The organism is Nitrospirota bacterium (assembly GCA_016219645.1).
GTDB lineage: Bacteria > Nitrospirota > Nitrospiria > Nitrospirales > Nitrospiraceae > Palsa-1315.
Genome location: JACRLR010000018.1, coordinates 113910 through 132385, shown reverse-complemented (window position 1 = coordinate 132385; position 18476 = coordinate 113910). Strand labels below are relative to the sequence as shown.

Annotated in this window: 21 protein-coding genes and 1 pseudogene; 9 read left to right on the top strand and 13 right to left on the bottom strand. The window is 55.0% G+C overall.

Annotated elements, in window-relative coordinates; all coding sequences use genetic code 11:
* Window positions 1-104: 104 nt before the first annotated feature.
* Both mutM and HZB34_07400 read right to left on the bottom strand, forming a co-directional pair.
* The gene (gene mutM, locus HZB34_07405) at window positions 105-944 is read right to left on the bottom strand and encodes a bifunctional DNA-formamidopyrimidine glycosylase/DNA-(apurinic or apyrimidinic site) lyase (protein MBI5315781.1); all 840 of its coding nucleotides are present in this window, start codon (window positions 942-944) and stop codon (window positions 105-107) included.
* Window positions 945-1063: 119 nt separating this feature from the next.
* Window positions 1064-1519, bottom strand: coding sequence for a dual specificity protein phosphatase family protein (locus tag HZB34_07400; GenBank protein ID MBI5315780.1), 456 nt, complete (start codon window positions 1517-1519; stop codon window positions 1064-1066).
* 119 nt (window positions 1520-1638) lie between these two features.
* On the opposite strand from HZB34_07400, the gene HZB34_07395 reads away from it, so the two are divergent.
* On the top strand, window positions 1639-1998 hold the full coding sequence (locus HZB34_07395) for a hypothetical protein (GenBank protein ID MBI5315779.1): 360 nt from the start codon (window positions 1639-1641) through the stop codon (window positions 1996-1998).
* A 39-nt stretch (window positions 1999-2037) separates the two neighbouring features.
* Window positions 2038-2226, top strand: coding sequence for a hypothetical protein (locus HZB34_07390; protein MBI5315778.1), 189 nt, complete (start codon window positions 2038-2040; stop codon window positions 2224-2226).
* 383 nt (window positions 2227-2609) lie between these two features.
* Here the strand turns inward: HZB34_07390 and HZB34_07385 are convergent, their stop codons facing one another.
* The 3 genes from HZB34_07385 to HZB34_07375 form a co-directional block, all read right to left on the bottom strand.
* Window positions 2610-3431, bottom strand: a complete 822-nt coding sequence (locus HZB34_07385) for a GIY-YIG nuclease family protein (protein MBI5315777.1) — start codon at window positions 3429-3431, stop codon at window positions 2610-2612.
* A 725-nt stretch (window positions 3432-4156) separates the two neighbouring features.
* Entirely contained in the window at window positions 4157-4477 is a 321-nt protein-coding gene (locus HZB34_07380) for a BrnT family toxin (protein ID MBI5315776.1), read from the bottom strand.
* Between the two features lie 483 nt (window positions 4478-4960).
* Window positions 4961-6064 carry a hypothetical protein gene (locus HZB34_07375; protein ID MBI5315775.1) on the bottom strand — a complete coding sequence of 368 codons (1104 nt, stop codon included), beginning with the start codon at window positions 6062-6064 and terminating at the stop codon, window positions 4961-4963.
* Window positions 6065-6216: 152 nt separating this feature from the next.
* Between HZB34_07375 and HZB34_07370 the strand changes: the two genes are divergently transcribed.
* Window positions 6217-6465 carry a hypothetical protein gene (locus tag HZB34_07370; GenBank protein MBI5315774.1) on the top strand — a complete coding sequence of 83 codons (249 nt, stop codon included), beginning with the start codon at window positions 6217-6219 and terminating at the stop codon, window positions 6463-6465.
* A gap of 139 nt (window positions 6466-6604) precedes the next feature.
* On the opposite strand, the gene HZB34_07365 is transcribed toward HZB34_07370, so the two are convergent.
* From HZB34_07365 to HZB34_07345, 5 genes and pseudogenes are all read right to left on the bottom strand, one after another.
* Complete coding sequence (locus HZB34_07365; GenBank protein ID MBI5315773.1) at window positions 6605-7957, bottom strand: ferredoxin oxidoreductase; 1353 nt, start codon at window positions 7955-7957, stop codon at window positions 6605-6607.
* A gap of 45 nt (window positions 7958-8002) precedes the next feature.
* The gene (locus HZB34_07360) at window positions 8003-8767 is read right to left on the bottom strand and encodes a 2-oxoglutarate:ferredoxin oxidoreductase (GenBank protein MBI5315772.1); all 765 of its coding nucleotides are present in this window, start codon (window positions 8765-8767) and stop codon (window positions 8003-8005) included.
* Between the two features lie 116 nt (window positions 8768-8883).
* Window positions 8884-9114, bottom strand: a pseudogene (locus HZB34_07355) (hypothetical protein).
* Window positions 9115-9141: 27 nt separating this feature from the next.
* A complete protein-coding gene (locus HZB34_07350) occupies window positions 9142-9855 on the bottom strand; it encodes a 2-oxoacid:acceptor oxidoreductase family protein (protein ID MBI5315771.1) in 714 nt (237 codons plus the stop codon).
* A 23-nt stretch (window positions 9856-9878) separates the two neighbouring features.
* Window positions 9879-10781, bottom strand: coding sequence for a ferredoxin oxidoreductase (locus HZB34_07345; protein ID MBI5315770.1), 903 nt, complete (start codon window positions 10779-10781; stop codon window positions 9879-9881).
* 411 nt (window positions 10782-11192) lie between these two features.
* On the opposite strand from HZB34_07345, the gene HZB34_07340 reads away from it, so the two are divergent.
* The 4 genes from HZB34_07340 to HZB34_07325 all read left to right on the top strand — a co-directional run bounded on the left by HZB34_07340 (window position 11193) and on the right by HZB34_07325 (window position 13301).
* Entirely contained in the window at window positions 11193-11441 is a 249-nt protein-coding gene (locus tag HZB34_07340) for a methylenetetrahydrofolate reductase C-terminal domain-containing protein (protein ID MBI5315769.1), read from the top strand.
* A 128-nt stretch (window positions 11442-11569) separates the two neighbouring features.
* Window positions 11570-11959: an NADPH-dependent 7-cyano-7-deazaguanine reductase QueF gene (gene queF, locus HZB34_07335; GenBank protein MBI5315768.1), complete on the top strand. Its 390-nt coding sequence runs from the start codon at window positions 11570-11572 to the stop codon at window positions 11957-11959.
* Window positions 11960-11986: 27 nt separating this feature from the next.
* Window positions 11987-12808: a symmetrical bis(5'-nucleosyl)-tetraphosphatase gene (locus tag HZB34_07330; GenBank protein MBI5315767.1), complete on the top strand. Its 822-nt coding sequence runs from the start codon at window positions 11987-11989 to the stop codon at window positions 12806-12808.
* Between the two features lie 64 nt (window positions 12809-12872).
* Window positions 12873-13301 (top strand): DUF309 domain-containing protein, encoded by a 429-nt coding sequence (locus tag HZB34_07325; GenBank protein ID MBI5315766.1) that lies wholly within the window; start codon window positions 12873-12875, stop codon window positions 13299-13301.
* Window positions 13302-13622: 321 nt separating this feature from the next.
* On the opposite strand, the gene panB is transcribed toward HZB34_07325, so the two are convergent.
* The 3 genes from panB to folD form a co-directional block, all read right to left on the bottom strand.
* Window positions 13623-14411: a 3-methyl-2-oxobutanoate hydroxymethyltransferase gene (panB, locus tag HZB34_07320; protein ID MBI5315765.1), complete on the bottom strand. Its 789-nt coding sequence runs from the start codon at window positions 14409-14411 to the stop codon at window positions 13623-13625.
* Window positions 14408-15301: a methylenetetrahydrofolate reductase gene (locus HZB34_07315; GenBank protein ID MBI5315764.1), complete on the bottom strand. Its 894-nt coding sequence runs from the start codon at window positions 15299-15301 to the stop codon at window positions 14408-14410. The genes panB and HZB34_07315 overlap by 4 nt, the downstream gene beginning before the upstream one ends.
* Before the next feature lie 227 nt (window positions 15302-15528).
* Entirely contained in the window at window positions 15529-16389 is an 861-nt protein-coding gene (gene folD, locus HZB34_07310) for a bifunctional methylenetetrahydrofolate dehydrogenase/methenyltetrahydrofolate cyclohydrolase FolD (GenBank protein MBI5315763.1), read from the bottom strand.
* Window positions 16390-16757: 368 nt separating this feature from the next.
* Between folD and HZB34_07305 the strand changes: the two genes are divergently transcribed.
* Window positions 16758-17771, top strand: a complete 1014-nt coding sequence (locus HZB34_07305) for a hypothetical protein (protein ID MBI5315762.1) — start codon at window positions 16758-16760, stop codon at window positions 17769-17771.
* 95 nt (window positions 17772-17866) lie between these two features.
* Window positions 17867-18463 carry a hypothetical protein gene (locus tag HZB34_07300; GenBank protein MBI5315761.1) on the top strand — a complete coding sequence of 199 codons (597 nt, stop codon included), beginning with the start codon at window positions 17867-17869 and terminating at the stop codon, window positions 18461-18463.
* Window positions 18464-18476 lie beyond the last annotated feature (13 nt).

Here is an 18476-nt window from a genome sequence, read left to right as displayed (position 1 = left end):
CCTAATGGGCGGGAATGGCATGAGAAATAGAACCTAAGCGCATGAAAATGTTTGGTATTAACCATTTCTCGTCCGAGACCCCTTCGCAGACACTCGGTGAGAAATTATCCTGGAAGGCGGTTGGACTGGCAGGCAGGGCAAAAAAATGAGCTACGTTCACTTTGAAGACGGCGGATCATCTGTCCGCAGCGATTAGGACAGGGTTGGCCTTCTTTGCCATAAACGAGATGGCGAAGCTTGTATCGACCTTCCGTGCCATCCGGCGCATAGAAATCCTTGACGCTTGACCCACCACAAGAAATTGCTTCTCGAAGCACCGTCTGCATCGTGTCATAGAGCGTCACGATCGTGGCCTCACGCAGTCGATTCACATCACGGTTCGGATGGAGCCTGGCGCGAAAGAGAATTTCGTTCGCGTAAATATTCCCAATGCCGGCAATCACTTGCTGGTGCATCAAGAGCGGCTTCAAGCGTCCACGCCTCGCTTGCAGGAGACGGACGAACGCATCTCGCGGCACCGTGAGGGGGTCGACCCCGAAGCGACGAGCACGATAACGATCAAGCCCCGCCCGATCAAGCAAAGACATCCGTCCGAAACGGCGGGGGTTCCAATAGCGCAGCTCCGGTTCACGCCCCCCCATGAACGACATGCGGACATGCACATGCTGCGGATATTTCGTCTGCGTCGCGCGAAAAAGAAGCAGTCCCGTCATACCAAGCTCCGCCACCACATATCTGGTCTCATTCTCTTTTTTTAGCCCCAACACGACGCTCTTGCCGTATCGCTCCACATCTTCCAGCACCGCACCGTGATACCACGAGAGCGTGAGTAGCCCTTCCCGAACAATATCCGTTCGTCCAATCAGACACTCGTTGAGTTGCGCGCCGAGTAATTGCGCCCGCAATTGTCTGGCTACGACTTCTGCTTCCGGTAATTCCGGCACTGAGAAAGCCCTCTGTAGCCTGTCACCCCTATCCCCAATCCGGTGGATTAGGCCATGGACAGAATAGGAAAGGCAACCTGTGTAAAGGTCTGTGCAAGGGCTCGGGTGCGATGCCGTAATCAGATACCAGGCACTGGGCGTGACGCGGGGCTGTCATTTTTCGCCACGCGAGCCTCGCGAAGAAGGCGAACCTGGGCAATGGCTTCCTCGAGCTTTGGAAGGGGCATGGCACCGGGACGGCGCCTCATAACCAACTTCAGAACCTCGGTATATGTCATCCCTTGAACACAACAGAGATAGGCCATCGCGACCGACACGGAGCGACCCATACCGGCGCGGCAACAGATCATCACCCGATTGCCCGAAAGATGCTGTTCAATCCAGCTCACGGCCCGATCTAACAAAGCCGGTTCGGCTTCCGCATACTCAGAAAATGGTATCCTTCCGAACAGGAACCAACTGGGCGGCTGTACGGCAAATTCCGCCGCAACTAGTAGCACCGCACTAATCTGCGGGGGCGGTTCGGTCGCATCACTGATATTTCCGACCAACAGGTTATCGGTAATAAAATGCATCGTGCCCTCAGTATAGGCAGCGCGCTTGTTAGGTCAAGGAGAAATCTCGATCCCAGCCCGTTGCAGTCGCTTCCATGTGACCGCTATACTAGGCAGACTTCACATAAGGAGCCTCCCAAGTGCCGAACCCGACCGTAAAAGAAGTGGAAACCAGGCTTGGAACTGTTCACTGTGCCATTTGTAAGGGCTCAAGCTTTGGAATCGATGAACGTTCTATGCAGGCAGATGGTGAATGGCGCGGGATCTGTAGGAAATGCTACTACACCTTCCCAATCTACACAGATATGGAGTTCTACCTGCGCACACAGCCGGATGTCCCCTACCGCCTCAAAGAGATGTCCTGCCCGACCTGTAATCACCAGGGCCTGAGCCTAGATTTTCGCGCCACCATGTCAGTCCGCGAAGCCATTTATTTCCTGACCTGCAACAGCTGCAAGAAAACCTTCCCTCAACAATCCTCACTGGAAGCGTTTGAATAGTTCCCCCTTTTGACGGTTGCTGTGGTGTATACTGCTGGCATGACTGACAAGCCGAAACAACCTGAGTCTGTAACTCCCTCGCCCGAGGAGCCCCCCAGAGTCCGGAAAGAAATCCCGCTGATTTCCGTCCCGAACGACCGCGACATGATCGCCGAAGAAATGGCCGAACTGTTCGACGAAGACCGGGTCAGCCACCAGCACGGGTCATCTGAACCCGAAGCCGACTAGTCCAGCATTCCCTAGATTCAACACAGACATCAGCAAGTGGGGAGCCTCCCGCCTCCGCACCTCCCGGCGCGACCCTTCTGGGTTCCAGCGAGTGGAAGCCTTCTGGAATTCCCGCGGCCACGGTCTGCGACCGTGGCACGTGGTCAGTTCCAGCTTTCCTTCTCGCCGGAACCTCAGTGGGTCCCCGCGCCTCCGGTGAGGTCGGCAGGAGGCAACCCACTTGCTGCCCCCGCGCTGTAGGTCCTAAAAAACAGAAAGGCGACGAGTCGCTCACTGACCCGTCTCCTTACTAAAGAATGCGGCCTTGTCGGGGAATGAAAAATGCTCGGCACGCCACATCTGCGCGTCCGGTGGAACGACGTGTTATGTTCATGAATCTTCTATTAGTTCTTGTTGTATCCAAACTGGCCTCGCGACAAAAGCACGCCTTTCCAATAGCCCTCTCGCTCGATAATTGTATCGTCATCGGTTTTCATTGAGCGGTACTCGAGGAGGGATATTAGGAAGTTCTTTCGGGCGTAGTCGATGCCTTCTTCTTTGATGAGTTTTGTTAGCTCATCATTCCAGCCGTGACCTGTGCCCACGTAGCATGCCCATCGAGACCAAATGCCTGATTCTCCATAAGCAGAGCCGACATACCTCTTTCCGTTGCTCTTGTCCGTAATGAGGTAGACGCCCTTGACGCTCTCCAACGCTGCCTTCCAATCCTGCTTCCCGTTCCTTACGATCGCCTCAAGCCTACGGAAATCGATATTGATATTTTCGTATCCACTAAAAGTCTCACCGGTGTAGCATTCTTTCAGAATTTCAGAAACGACCAGATGGTCGTAATAATTTTCGAGCCGTACCGCTTTTGCCCGAGCCGGTCTCTTAAATCGAATCTTTAGTCGGCCAACGAAACCCTGCGAACTCTCGACGAGTTTTACTATATAGCTGTGGGCATAGTTCTGTGACCCACGCGAAATGACTTTGTAGATTCCACCAAAAAGCCAGGTATCCTGCTCCGGGTAGAAATCAATTAGTGCAAGAATGTGCTCGCGGTTAAATTCGTCTTTCTGGCCTTTCCACGTATTCCATTGTTCCCATTCCTCTCGACTTCTAACGAAGACGTCTAGCGGTTGATTCCTACTATTCCAGCATGCCAGATGCATCTTGTATTCGGTCAAGTTGCTAATTGGGATAACGGCGCTTAGCTTGATGTTCATGGATTAGTGAACATGACAACGATGGGTCAATTCTAGAGGTCAAACCCCTTTGATTGCCTGAGACAAATCCTAGGCGCTTTCTCCACACAGAGCAAGAATGTTGTAGCGCTCCCATCCGAGAAACGGGACCGGTTTGGGAGCGACCGGTCCCGTTTCCACACTCTCAGGAAGCATGCGGCATCGAGCAACTTGCGCCGGAGCGGCGGTGCTTATATCTACGCGCGCGCGTCCAACGAGGGCTTTCTGATTCCTCGACTTCTCCAGAAGGAGTAGGCAGATTGTTCTTCACTGCGCGCATCGAGCGACCACCGCATTATCGTGGGGGCTCTGCGAGCAAGAAGAACGGTCTGCCTGCTCCTTCGCATCCTTCCGAGGGCGCGCGTTCCGCGAGCAGGAGGACGACCAGGCCGCCTCCACTTTCCCCTTCAGAGCGCCGTGGAAGGGGTGCCTCGGGAGGCGCTGAAGCGAGAAGGCGCATGCTTCCGTCCGCATTGCCGGGCTAACCGGCACGCGCTAACTTTGCGCGTGTCCGAGTTGACCGCGCACTCGACGGTCGTGAATGATGCTGGGCATAGGCGTCGAGTAGTCGCCGGATCATGCGCTGGTACTGCGTATGATGCTTGCGGGCTTCCCCCTTGAAAAAATCGACGCTTCTCTTGCTCAGCGCGATGGTCACTTTGATTCCTTCCTCCCGAAAGATGAGTTCCTCGGGGCGAGGCAAGAAATCAGGAACGACTCTTAGGTCTCCGAGAGGTTCGTCGGTGTATCTTATTTTCCCGCTCATAGATTCGCCTGCCTTTCCGCCAGTAACCGGCTCCGAAAATCCGAATCGCGTTGTCGCGAAACGTGAACCGTACGGTCAGGATTCCGCCGTTGATCCAACCGAAACAGTAATGCCGCTTTTCGCTCGAGCTATGGGAGAGATCTTCCGCGATGACGCGGCGCGAGTCAGCAAAGGCGAATTGGGCCATTGCGAAAGAGACGCCGTGCTTCTCCTGATTTTCCTCATCCTTTTTGGGATCCCACTCGAACCTGACCTCTGCCATCGCACAGGCTACCACGAAGCCAGCAGAATGGCCATATGATTATATGGGCGTAAATCAGACATCTGCCAATTCTACCATCGGCTTTCCTCCGAACGGTGACAGGTCGCTAGCAGTCTGTTCTCAGTGCGCAATCTTATCCGAGAAACGGGACCGGACTATGAGCGACCGGTCTCGTTTCCACACTCTATAAGGAAGCGTGCGGCATCGAGCGACTTGCGCCGGAGCGGCGGGGCTTATCTCGTATGTGGGCACGTCCAACGAGGGGGCTTCCGACCCTTTTTACTTGTTCTTAGAGGGAGTGGCCGAGGCTGCCCTTTATTGCGCGCGTCGAACGAGGCCCTTCCGAGGGCGCGCGTTCTGCGAGCAAGAAGGGCACCTGGCCGCTCCTTCCCCATCCTTCTGCTTCAGAGCGCCGTGGATGGGGTACCGCGGGAGGCGCGGAAGCGAGAGGGCGCACGCTGCCTCTGCCCTGATTGGTAAATTTCAGACGGAACGGACGATCTGCACCGCCACATCACTCTCAATCCGTCCAACCGGCGAGACCTTCCCCACTCGTTCCTTGCGCACAATCTTCTCGATCTGCACGATGGCGCCTCTGTGCCAGCTATCGACAGCCGCATTTTGAGGGGAGGCCTTCCGATCCAGCCGCCCGACTTCAGGCCGTCCTGTTTCATTGCACAGCCAGGCTCGCTTCTCTCCCTTCAATTCTCGTAGCTCGCTTACAACCCGGAAGGTCTGGGGGCTGCGCGGCACAATAGTGCGACCGTCTGTACGCAACAGCAGATAAGAAAATTTCAACGCATCCTTGATGAACCCCACCTCTCGGTCAAGAGCGGCAATCGCAGGAGGCGTCTGCCAGGGTCGCTCCTCATGACACCAGTCGTCCGGGTGGTCTAAGGCGGGACAGGTTCCTTCATGCAGGCAAGGACTATAGACGGTGCAAATGCCCTGCTTGAGCAGATGATTACGCATCTGATGCAGCGCTCTCGCCGTCTGCCGCAAAGCAGGCTCGAGGATCATGATGGTGCCATGCGGTGCGAGGAACGGCAGGAGTTGGCCGACAACCCCGGCCCGCTCTGCGGGAGGATCGGACGCTGTATGGAACAATTCATTCAGACAGTTCGCCATGATAATCAGATCGTACGGCCCTCCCCGTACAATCTGCTTGCCAAGATCGCCTTTGAGCGGATGCTCCAGATTGCCTTCGACACAGCGAAGTCTTGATGTTGCGATTCCCACCTCCCGGCAATAGGCCTCCCATAGTTTCTTCGCATCCTGCAATGGTGCGGAAGAAGCATCAGCAGCCAAGACTGATAAAGACTTTGCCTGATCCGGGCTACGATGCCACAGCCAATCCAGCAGGGCTAAGGCCCCGGTCCCTGGTCCACTGCCAAGATCAAGGACAGCCATTGGGCGATCCGACGCCCCCACGTCTCTATCCCAGGGTAGCTCGTCCAATAGGACTTGGGCTTTGGAAAGGTTCACAGGGAGAAAGTACGAGAGATAGGCAGAAGCGTGGGCTGGATCATCCAGGTAATGGGGAGGCAACGTGGCTCGTGCTGTCGTAAACAGACGTGAAAGGCTCATGACCGCTCGTGCCAAATGGCTACCATGAAGGCCCCGCTCTGGCGAGGTCTTTTCCAGAACCTTGAGGACCTCTGACGACAGACCGGCAGGTTTCTTCTCGTTGAAGGGTTGCATGGGCATAGTGTAAGCTGATGTCGATTAGGAGGACAACCATGACAGATGCAATTCTCTTGGCCTACAAAGATGTGGAACGCTCAATGGAACGATTCACCCAACTGCTTCAAAGCCATGTAGAAACGATGGGGGCGGCCCCATCCCCAGACGCGGATAAAGTGTTCCGTTTGTCTCAAGGTTCCAAGGCGATGAGGGACAGTGCGATGATCTATCTCTCCTACGCCAAGTACGTAGCCTATGGCATGCCGGAGAGTGAAGAGATGGTGCAGGACGAGCTGCAGGGGTAGAGAAACGGTCGATTGGTTTGTTTGGTTCATTTAGTTTGTTTTGTTCAACCAAATAGACCAAACAAACGAAATAAACCAAAAAACAAAGAGCCCGATCCCAGAAGGGATCGGGCCCTTGTGTTTTTCCCAAACCTACCGTTTAGATGCTGCGCATGAAGTGCGCCACGTCATCCTGACTGACGGCTCCACCCATGATTGAGGACATTGCCACATTGGTCGACTTCTTCCCGGTTAGACCGGACTCGACTTCGTCCACAATCAATTCAACCGGCATCGACTGACCACCGTATACCCTCGGCCCACCGATAATCTTGGCATGAGAGTACCCGTAGATCGCTGTCGCCACTTCTTTTGCCAGCCAACCGACATAATTGAATTCTGGAACGACGATGAGCTTCGTCTTGGCAAGAAGTTGCCGTAACTCCTGTGTTGGAAACGGACGCAGCGATCGGACCTTGATCAAGCCGATCTTGATACCTTTTTCTGCACAGATGCGAACGGCCTCCCGTGACTGGGCCGCAGCACTGCCCGAGGCGATAATGACTGCCTCGGCATCGTCTACGTTCTCAGCTGTCAGCAAGCCACCCATATACTTATTGATGTACTTGCGCGACCGCTCCACGGCAGCCCAGACTTCCTGCTGCCAGACTGCGTGGATATTGTAGGCCATGAAATTCGACTTCTGCACCGGAGCGTCGCGTGACAGGCGGGCGGGAGGATTCTCCGCGTCAAGCACCGGAACCGCTCCGCGCCAGGCTTCACGCGGAGGAAGCCTGATGCCGCGATCCTGCATCCGGACATACCCACGGGCATGGGTCACAAAAAACCCGTCGCAGCAGACACCGACCGGCAGCGTCACATCATTTTTCTCGCTGATCGTAAACCCGGCCATGATGAAATCGAACATGTCCTGCTGGTTTTCGGCGTGAAAGACAAGCATGCCGCAGTTCAACAAATAAGCAACTTCGATATTGTCCGGCTGAATCGCCAAGGGAGCATTCACCACTCGGCAGGTAAACATTGCCACGGCCGGTAAACGATGGCCCGGCCATGATGCGATCCCTTCCATGCCACGCAAGGTTCCCGGGCCGGCCGTTGCCGTAAAACACCTCACACCCGCCCGTGACCCACCGGCAATCGCCGCCATCACACCGACTTCTTCTTCACCACGGTAGTATTCCTTTACGTATCCTTCGCCGTAGAGCACGCCGATCAGCTGCATCGTTTCGCTCTGCGGGGTGATCGGATAGGCGATAGCCAGATCCACGCTGGAGCGCCGAACCGCCTCTTTGGCCGCTTCGCTCCCAGTGATGAACTCCTTCGTGCGCGGGGCTTCGAGAAACATGTATTCCGGCGTGACCACCTTCTGCCGTTTCGCTTCGGCATGGGGGTCCTTCCTTGCTGTGCCCACCTCCACTTTTGGCGCGGCGACACTCGTGATGGGATCGCCCTGGGGATTTGTCTTTTGTTCTGCTTCGAGCGCTTCACTCATGATGACACCTCTTGGCTATATGGCCCGGGCTGTTCAACCGTAGTCTTAACCTTCGCGCTTCATCTGTTCAGCGGAATGGCCAAAGGCTCCCGCGCTGCCGGCGCCGACTGTCACCGGCGCAAAGGTGAGGGGACTCGTGTGAGTTTTCCCGCCGTGAACTCGTGATTGCGTGCCGGTAAATCGCACGTTCTCCCCGTTATCGGGCAATTTGATGCCCATTTCTTCACGCACCCGCTTGAAGACCTGCGCGGTCTTTTTCAACTTGACCACGTCCGAATCTCTGATCGTCAGCATCGCATCTTCATGCCCCTGCTCCGCACAGATCGCCATCGTCAGGCAGTTGGTCCCTGCACGAATCATCTTCAAGGTCAAATTGGCGTAGTGGCAATGCACCCCGACAAAGATACAGGCTTCAATCTTGTTGCCCCAAATCGTGAGGTTCGGATGGTTCGGATTGATGACCTCTTCCGGGTCGATCTTCGGATACTTCGGACGGTAGTCCGGCATGGGGATGATCATGACATTCGGAATTTGGGCTGCGATCTCCAGTACTGCCCTGGCCTTTTCAATTGCATGTTCGTTCCAGGCCCAGAGAACTAATGGACCAGGGAAAATGGTCGCGTTGGGACTGGTCAGCATCTTACGGGCCATCTCTTCGATGACCTTGTCTTCGTTGGGTTCCAGCAATCCATAGTACAGCCCTTCTCCAGGGTCAGGAAGAGAGACCCCTAACTGAGCTGCCGACGGAGGATGAAATCCAGCAGGACCTGGAACAATGATGCGTTCTCTTGTATCTTGCGTCGTTGCCACTCGCGTTTCCCCCCTTAATTGCCTATCACAGTCATTGGATTGGACAAGACCGCAACCGTGGTTTTCTCTTCATACCGAATGTTGTCGGTCACGGCAGCCAACGGCAATTGATCAATCATGGTCATCTTAATGGCATTATTTTTCGCCATGGTGTCGCAGACCCACACACACAGCGCGCAGCCCTTGCACCGATCCACCGCCACATATGCGGAGCCATACTTAAAGCCCTGATCCTTCCCCATGTCTTCGCTATACTGAATGGTATTCGCTTCAGGGCAATATTGCGTGCAGAGCTTGCAGCTCTTTGCGGCACAGATCTCAACACTGATATTGGCAACCAAATACATTGTGACTCCTTCGTAACTAAATCCTAGTTAGGCACTCACGGGCACACGGGCTTCTGACCGTTTGACCGATTCCGCAGCCCAACCGTGATCGACTGCGTAATTCCAGCCGGCCTGAATCACTGCCACATTTTTATCGATCAATTCCTGCTTCTTCTTGAATTTCCGCTCGACGACACTGTCCAACGCGGCCGTTCCACCGGATACGACGAATCCTTTGCCAAGGAATCGCTCCTTCACCGACTCCTCCAGCGCCTCAACAGACGTCAGGCCCGTGATGGCTCCGATACAGCCCATCAAGGCCATGTTCGTCGCAAGGTCCATCCCGGCGACTTGGAGGGACAGTTTGGTGGCGGGGAAATAATACAGTTTGGCATGGCGCTCTTCCAGCTCGCGCGCCTGATCTCTGTGAAGCGACATCGGCCCATCGTTATTGATCAGCGCAATTCCATTTTCCTTCAGTCCGAAGTAGAACGGCATCGTATACGACTTGCCGTGGGTAATCACTTGTGGGTGGAAAATAATAATGATATGGGGAAAAGTGATCTCTCCGATCTCATAGATCGGTTCATCCGACACACGGACGTAACTCTCAACCGGCGCCATCCGCTTTTCTGATCCATAAAATGGGACGATTGTGCTTTCACCGCCTGCATGGATCACCGCGGTGCTGAGAATGTGTGATCCGGTCACGACACCCTGACCACCGACCCCTGCCATCCGAATGTTGAAGCGCTTTGCCATGTCCGGACCTCCCTCCTGGTCGCTTATGCTTTGTTTGGAATTGCCGCGGCAGGAGCAGCCGGCTTCGGAAGATATTCTTTGTAGCCATACCGCTCAGTCAGATACTGCTTAGCCTCATCGCTCACATACTCCGTGAACTGATACCGATCGTTCTCAACGGCTTTCGCGTCTTCCATGACCTTGTCGGTTGGAATCGCATACTCGATGTTGCAGGAGGTGTAGGCCTGAATATAGGTGGCGCCTACTTCACGAGCAATCAACACAGCCTTCTTGATGACGCTCTCGACACGACGGGGATTATTGGGGACCACCGATGCCACATAGGCACAGCCGGCCACCTTCGCCATTTGCAACATATCCATCTTCTCGAACTTCTTCCCCAGCGGGGCCATCTTGAGAACGGCGCCGCGGTTGGTCATCCCGCTCTCCTGCCCACCGGTATTGCCGTACACTTCATTGTCCAACATGATCGTGGTGAATCGTTCCTTCCGGAACCAGGAATGGAGCACTTGCTGGAAGCCGATATCAGCCGTCCCGCCGTCTCCCGCCATAACGACGACATCCTTCGGCTTGTCACCGAATCGCAACCGCAACCCGCGGCTCAATCCGCTCGCCACACCGTTCTGATCTCCGTAGTTCCCATACACAAAGGGGATCGCAGCCTGTGAAATTGCCAACCGTCCACAGCCTGCCGTTCCGACAGTAATGGTATCTTCTGGGTTGGGGAAGGCGATGATCGCTAGGCGGATGAACAGAGTCATCGCACAACCGGCACACATGGGATGTTCTTCGAGAATTTCCTTGAAGCTCCCCATTTGGGAGACTGTAATTTTCTTTCCGAACGGGCCATGTTCGACCATGTCCCGATATTCTTTGGGCATGAACTTCTCAAATCCACCGGAAAATTTTACATAGTCAAGACTCATTGGAACACCTCCCTCTGCCGTTTTAACGGAATTCTATTGTCTCACTGGCAAGACACGGTTAATACGCGCAAACCCGCAGGAATCCGCGGGTGAATGAACGGAACTGACCTGCTTATCAACCTTCACGCGAGCCACATGGTAACAAAGGCCAAAAAAGACTGTCAATGAGAAACGTCACAGTTCCTGGGTCCCAAGTTCACGGCAACATACTATAACGTACTAATAATCAACACAACTTCTCATAAGGCCCACCCTATCAGATAGAAGGCCCAGCATACTCCAAGCCTGTAGGCCATTGGCCCTAACAATCTAAGTTTCGCGATGTTTTCATACCTGCAGAATGCGCGTCCTCAGTCATGGGGTAAGAAAGAGAGATTGCCGATTCAATAAAACCTGTCTAGACTAGGGCCTATGCCGACACACGTCATCATCCCAGGGGAAGACGAAAGCGCCCAACAGACCGGTGGGGTCCATAAGCGCCCCCCGATACCTGACAACTCGCTCAAAGCCGAGTGCCCGAAATTCATGAGTCATGGCCCTTGCGGAGGTGTGCGAAAAGGGGGCTTTTGTGAGGTGTATCCTGAGATGGTGTGTCCTTGGGTCACCCTCTACATTCAATTAGAGAAAATTGGCCGAGTGGAATGGATGAAACAAGTCTAACGAAAATACTCGTCTATTTGGTTTGTTTCGTTGGTTTGGTTATCTCGTTCAACCAAACAAACCAGACAAACAAAACAAACCGGATCAACTTGAAAGGGTAAGGCGTGAGGCGTAAGGAGAAAAAAATTCTGCCGGCGACAAGGCTAGGCTATAATGAGCGGCATGCTAAGAGCGGCATCACTGCTCCTCTTCCGGACATTGAAACATTCCCGAACCAATACAAGGGCTACGAAATCACCATCGAAATCCCGGAATATACAGCGATCTGCCCAAAGACCGGCTTGCCGGATTTCGGAACCATCGCCCTGCACTATATGCCGGACAAAGCCTGTCTCGAGCTGAAATCCCTCAAGATATACGTCCACGCCTACCGGAACGTTGGCATTTTTTACGAGAACTCCGTGAACCGCATCCTCCACGATATTGTCAAAGCCTGCCGGCCTGTCTGGGCGAAAGTCACCGGCACCTTTACCGCACGCGGCGGGCTGTCGAGCAAGATCGAAGCGAAGTATCCATAATCGGCATTTTCTGTCTTACTCTGAGGTATGGCCACCTACGCAATCGGCGATGTGCAAGGATGTTCCGATGCCTTGCAACGCCTCATCCAACATATTCGATTTGACCCTTCCGTAGATCGTCTTTGGTTCGTCGGAGATCTCGTCAACCGGGGTCCGGATTCACTGAACGTCCTCCGCTACATCAAGAATCTTCGAGATCGAGCTGTTGTCGTATTGGGTAACCACGACCTTTTCCTTCTTGCCGTGGCCGAGGGTATTGTCACGGTGCGTCCGGAAGACACGCTACAAGGAATACTGGCCGCGCCAGATCGCGACGAGCTCCTGGCGTGGGTACGGCAACAGCGGCTCTTGTATCGCGAGGGTCCTTTTGTCCTTGTCCACGCAGGTTTGCTCCCTCAGTGGACCATCGATGAGTCAGAGAAGCTGGCGCGTGAAGTTGAAGCTGGCTTGCGAGGTCCTGCGTATCGAGACATCCTTCGCGCGTTGTACCCCAGTAAACATCTCCAATGGTCTTCAAGCCTGAATGGTCCCACTCGGCTCGCGACCATCGTCAAAGTCATGACAAGACTCCGAGCCTGTTCACCCGATGGTCGGATGGAATCGTCATTTAATGGACCTCCGGACCTGATCCCCTCTGGATACTTCCCTTGGTTCAAGATTGAGGATCGAAAACATCGCGATACAACGATCATCTGCGGACATTGGGCCGCACTAGGGCTTCATTGTGAAGAGCATCTCCTCACGATCGACAGCGGCTGTGTATGGGGACGACAGCTCACGGCCATACGACTGGAAGACCGGACGGTATTTCAAGTCGACTGCAACAACGTCGGGTGTCGTGGTGACTGAGCCTGAACCGCCAGACCCGCACTGGCCTCGCTACTCAACCCGTCCATTCCCCCCATACCATTTCGTGCCCGGAAGGGCCCCACATCCACGCCGTGATCCACGCGGACATTCCTATGGACTGCCGGAGCCGAAACCAACGCCATTCCCCGCCGACAAATGGCACACTTCTGAAGACTATCTCTATGGAATTGATCTCTACAATTTCGCCTATTGGTGGGAATGTCACGAGGTCTTCGAGGGGCTGTGGCACGCCGTGGGGCACGATACCGCGCAAGGAAACTTCTTCCAAGCCCTCATCCAAGTCGCCGCCGCAAATCTCAAATCTTTTCTCGGTAACTCCGCGGCAGCACGTAACCTTCTTCGCAGTGGGATCATTCGATTGCAGAAGGTTCCTCCTTCGTATCTAGGCATCGACGTGCCTCGCCTCACAGAAGCGTTACAGGCGCACTTGATCAGCGCCCACCCACACGCTCCACTCATCGCCTTAGGCTAACCGCACTAGGACCAGGCTTTGGGAAAGCAAGGCCGCAGCGTCTGAAGAAGGCTGAGGACGAGGTTAAGGTTGAGCGTTGGTAAGCTTTTTGAGCAGCCTGCTAGAACTTCGATGATCCGCACCTGTGGAAAGATTAGGAGAATGCTCCTGCAGGCTGCTCAAAAAGGTCTTCCATCTCACCCTCCCACCCCACGCGCGCCGAGACGCGCGTCTTACCCATGGCGATGCCGCAGGCGAGAAAGAACCGGAGACGTACCCTCGGGGTACGTTGAGGATTGTTTCGAGCCGAGAACGAAGTTGGGAGCCTTTTTCAGCAGCCTGCTAGTGGTAGGACTCGGAGTCGCTGGGAAACTTCCCCTGCTCGACTTCTTCCTTGTAGCGTCGAAGGGCTTGGAGCGCATCCGCCTTCAGGTGGGCATAGGGCTTCACAAACTTTGGCACGAAATCATCGAATAATCCAAGAAGATCATAGAGCACAAGAACCTGGCCATCACAATGCGGCCCGGCGCCGATTCCAATGGTAGGAATAGCCACCTGTTCTGTAACAATCTTAGCCAGCTCGGCAGGGATCGCTTCGAGCACAAGAGCAAACGCGCCGGCTGCTTCAAGAACCTTGGCATCATTCAGCAATGCCTGCGCATGGTCCGAGTCTCTCCCTTGCACTTTGTAGCCGCCATATCGGTGCACAGATTGGGGAGTCATGCCGAGGTGCCCCATGACGGGAATGCCGATACTCGTCATTGCAGCCACCTGATCGGCTACAGCCGCGCCGCCTTCCAACTTGACCGCGTGAGCCCCGACTTGCAGAAACCGTCCCGCATTGCGGACCGCCTCTTCCCGACTGGCTTGATAGGACATAAACGGCATATCACCGATGACGAGTGCTTGCAGGGCAGCTCCTGCCACAAGTTTGGTGTGATACAGCATGTCCTCCATCGTCACCGAGATCGTATTGGCCTTCCCCTGCACGACGACTCCCAGTGAATCACCGACCAGGATCGTCTCAATACCGGCCTGTTCGAGAATGCGCGCGAACAATGCATCGTAGGCTGTGACGACGATGAGCTTCTTCTTCTCACGCTTGTGTCGTTGAAATTCTGGAATCGTCATGAACCCACTTCCGCCTTGGCGATAATGTCAGCCAGCCTGTGTGTGGCCTTGATCGCCATGATGTGGACCCCGTCGCAAAAAGGTTTCACCGCCTTGATGGTCCGCACCGCGATGTCCACTCCCACATCCTCCGCACGCTCGGGGCCTGCAGCCCTGAGCTCGTCGATCATCTCCTGGGGAACTGACACACCAGGAATATTGGCATTCATGAACTCCGCCATCCTGGCGTTCCGGAGGACGAGAATTCCCGCCAGTACCTTGACCTTGAAGGGCCGCACCACCTGCATAAAGGAGGCAAACTGCTCCGGGTGGTAAATCGCCTGTGTCTGGAAAAACTGAGCGCCGGCTTTTACCTTCACTTCGAACTTGGCGAGCATCGGGCCGAGCGGATCTGCTTCCGGAGTCACAGCAGCCCCGATGGTAAACTGCGTGGCGCCATCTAACTTGTTTCCTACAAAATCCTTCCCGTTGTTGAGTCCTTGCACGAGCTGCATGACTTGAACTGAATCCAGATCATAAACCGGTTTTGCCTCTTTATGGTCCCCAACCGTCGGATAGTCTCCAGTGAGACAGAGTATATTGCGGATACCGAGCATGGAGGCCCCCATCAGGTCCGATTGCATCGCAATCCGGTTCCGGTCACGACAGGTCATTTGCATCACAGGATCATGGCCGAGTTCATAGAGGAGTCGGCACACAGAGAGAGACCCGGCCCGCACCACAGCAGCCGTATTGTCCGTCACGTTGACCCCATGCACGCGTCCCACCAGCTGTTTGGCGTTTTCCAATACGCCTGAGATATTCGTGCCTTTGGGGGGATTGTACTCAATCGTGACAGCAAACTGTCCCCGATCAAGCACCTCTCGTAATCGCCTCGGCTCCCGGCTCATGTTCTTTCCGTACCCCCTTACACTTCACCCGCTGTTGTAGGAGGATTGGGGGCTCCCTACTGCGCGCATCTCTCCCCTCATCCTTACAACTAATGCTTCAAAACTCGTTCGTTATCTCTTCGGGGATGGGGGCTGATTGATCTTCCACTGCGCGCGTCCAACGAGGGGAGTCCGCGACCGCGCGTTGCGCGAGCACAGAAGATCATCAGCCTCCATCCCCTTTCCACCTACAGCATTCCCGCCATTCTCTTCGCAGACTCCACCGTATTGTCCAGCAACATCGCGATCGTCATCGGCCCCACACCACCCGGCACAGGACTGATCCAGCCCGCTTTCTGACTGACCGGCTCAAAATCGACATCGCCACACAATTTACCCTCAGGGGTTTTGTTCGTTCCCACATCTATGACGACTGCCCCTTCTCTCACCATGTCGGCCGTGACAAACCTGGCTTTCCCAATCGCCACCAGCAACAATTCGGCTTCGCGACAAACCGCGGGCAAGTCTTTGGTCTTGGAGTGACAAATCGTCACTGTGGCGTTGCGCTGGAGCAACATGAGCGCCAAGGGCTTGCCGACAATATTGCTCCGACCCAATACGACAGCGCGTTTCCCTTCGATACTCACACCGGTGGATTCGATCATCTTGATAACGCCCTTCGGTGTGCAGGCTTCAAACACGGGATGCCCCTCAACAAGTCGACCGAAATTGTACGGATGAAACCCGTCTGCGTCCTTGTCAGGCGACACAGCTTCAAGCACAACTTTGCTGTCGATATGTTTCGGGAGCGGCAACTGGACCAAAATCCCATGGATCTTGGGATCAGCATTCTCTTTTGCGATCAAGGCCAACAGCTCTGCTTGAGTCGTACTCGCCGGCAATTTGTGATCATCGATATAGATGCCCGCCGCATCACAGGCTTTCTGTTTGCTCTTCACATAGAGATGCGAAGCGGGATCGTCGCCCACCAGAATCGTCGCCAGGCCAGGTTTCACCCCGGTCTTAGCCAAGACTGCCGCCGATTCGGCTATGAGCCCCTCCCGAACTTGCAATGCCAACGCTTTGCCGTCGATCAATCGTGCTGCCACGGGTTCCTCCACTTATGACAAGGTTTAAGGTTAAGGTTGAGGCTGAGCAAGAGCAACCAGAACGACCATTCACTCAGCCTTGACCTCAACCTTGACTTGTATTCGGAGTCGGCACCATACCAGGGCATTTTTGATCAAGTCAACGACCAGCCAAGACGTGAGGCGTCAGGCGTGAGGCGTGAAACGCGAGACGGGAGACAAAAGAAGAAACAATCCGTTCTCTCTCCATACCCCTCACGCCTCACCCCTAACGCCTAACGCGTTACGCCTTACGCCCATTTCTTGACAGGTTCTTCGCTTGACAGCTACGATGGATTCGGCAACCAAGATCAACCGCCATCGAGCTTGTGAGCAGAACCTCCTCCGTGATGCCCCTTCTGACACGCGTCGTCCGTCATCCTGTGGCCTGGCTCATCTGGATCGTATCCGTTGCGATCGTCAGCCCGCTCAGCGCCCAGATCACCGTGACCGAACTCCAGTCTCCCTATAGCTTTGTGAATGATCCCATCGAAAAGGGCTATTTTATTTCGAGCGTGAACGGCGAGGCGGAGGCCGCCGACAACAACGGATTCATCACCAAGCTCGATCCCCATGGCAAACTTCTGAATCTCAAATTCATCCAGGGCGGGAAGGGTGACGTGACCCTCCATGCCCCCAAAGGCATGGCCGTGGTGGAGCATGTCCTCTACGTGGCGGACCTCAATACCTTACGGGGTTTTAACACTGCCACCGGCGAGCCGGTCATGATGCTCACCGTCCGATCGCCGGCTACCGCACAATCTGAGCTGCCACGGGCCTCCTTGAGCGACGTGGCCTTTGATGGCAAGGGCCACTTGTACTGCTCCGATCAGAAAGCCAACACGATCTATCGCGTCGATCTAGCCACTCAGACTCTGTCCGTGCTAGTAACAGACCTGGCCCTGGCCGGTCCCTCAGGCCTTGCTGTCCATCCCAAGTCCGGCCAGATCATTGCGGTGAGCTGGGACAAGGGCAAGATCTTCGAGGTCTCTCCAGAAGGCATGGTGACGGAGCTCTTCTCTAATGGATTCTTTTCCAACCGCTTTCAGAATCTCCGTGGAGTAGACTTCGACCGCTGGGGCAATATGTACGTGTCCGATTTCACGACAGGAAAAGTTTGGCGCATGAGCTGGGACAAGCGGTTTCAAGTCATCGCCGAGTTTCTGCCCTCGCCGGGTGACCTGAGCATCGACCGTGCAAACAACCTCATCCTTGTCCCATTCGAGTCGGCCCATGCGGCTGAAATGAACGGACTTGAAACCCCCAGCAGCGCGAAGTCCAAACAAGAGAAACGGACATTGGCAGACTACGGTTTCATTCCCCCTCCGCCGAAGCCGGCACCGGAAGGGCCAACAAAGAAATGAGCCACTGCGCCTATTGTTCACAGCGAAAAGGCAAGCGGCCATGCCCCGCTTTGGGGGGACTGATCTGCAGCCAATGTTGCGGCGAACATCGAATCGTGCGCGTCTCATGCCCTGCCGATTGCCTCTATCTCGAATCCGGGAGCGACTACCAGCAGAAACGACTCGCGGTACAATTTATGCCGATACGCCGAGAGTTCTATCGCGAGTTGACCGAGCTAGGCGGTGACAAATCCGTAGCCCTGTTCAATCTCATTGAAGTGGTGACGTTCGGGTACTTCCAGGGACGCCGCGACGGGCAGGATGCGGAAGTCGTGGCAGCGCTGCAGGCCCTGCGACGGACGCTCAGCCCCCTCCATATACCCGCTGCACCGATGCCGGTATTCGCAGAATATCTCAAGAAGGAGTACGACACGTTCAAAAAGCAAAATCCTGAGCAGATCGCCGATATGTCTTCCGCGCCGGAGATTCTGGACCGTGCGATCGCCTTCGTCTCGCGCTTTTCCGGCACGGACTTTCAATCGCAACGATTTCTCGCTGGGCTCATCGGATATGTGCGGGCTTACCACCCTGAGATCGCAGAATACCTGACCAAGCAACGTGAGCCGGGCCACATCATTCTGCCAGGGCAGCAGTTCATGCCGCCACCGGCGCCTGAGCCCCATACCCATGGACCTGGCTGCCATCACCACTGACGGGGAACCACGC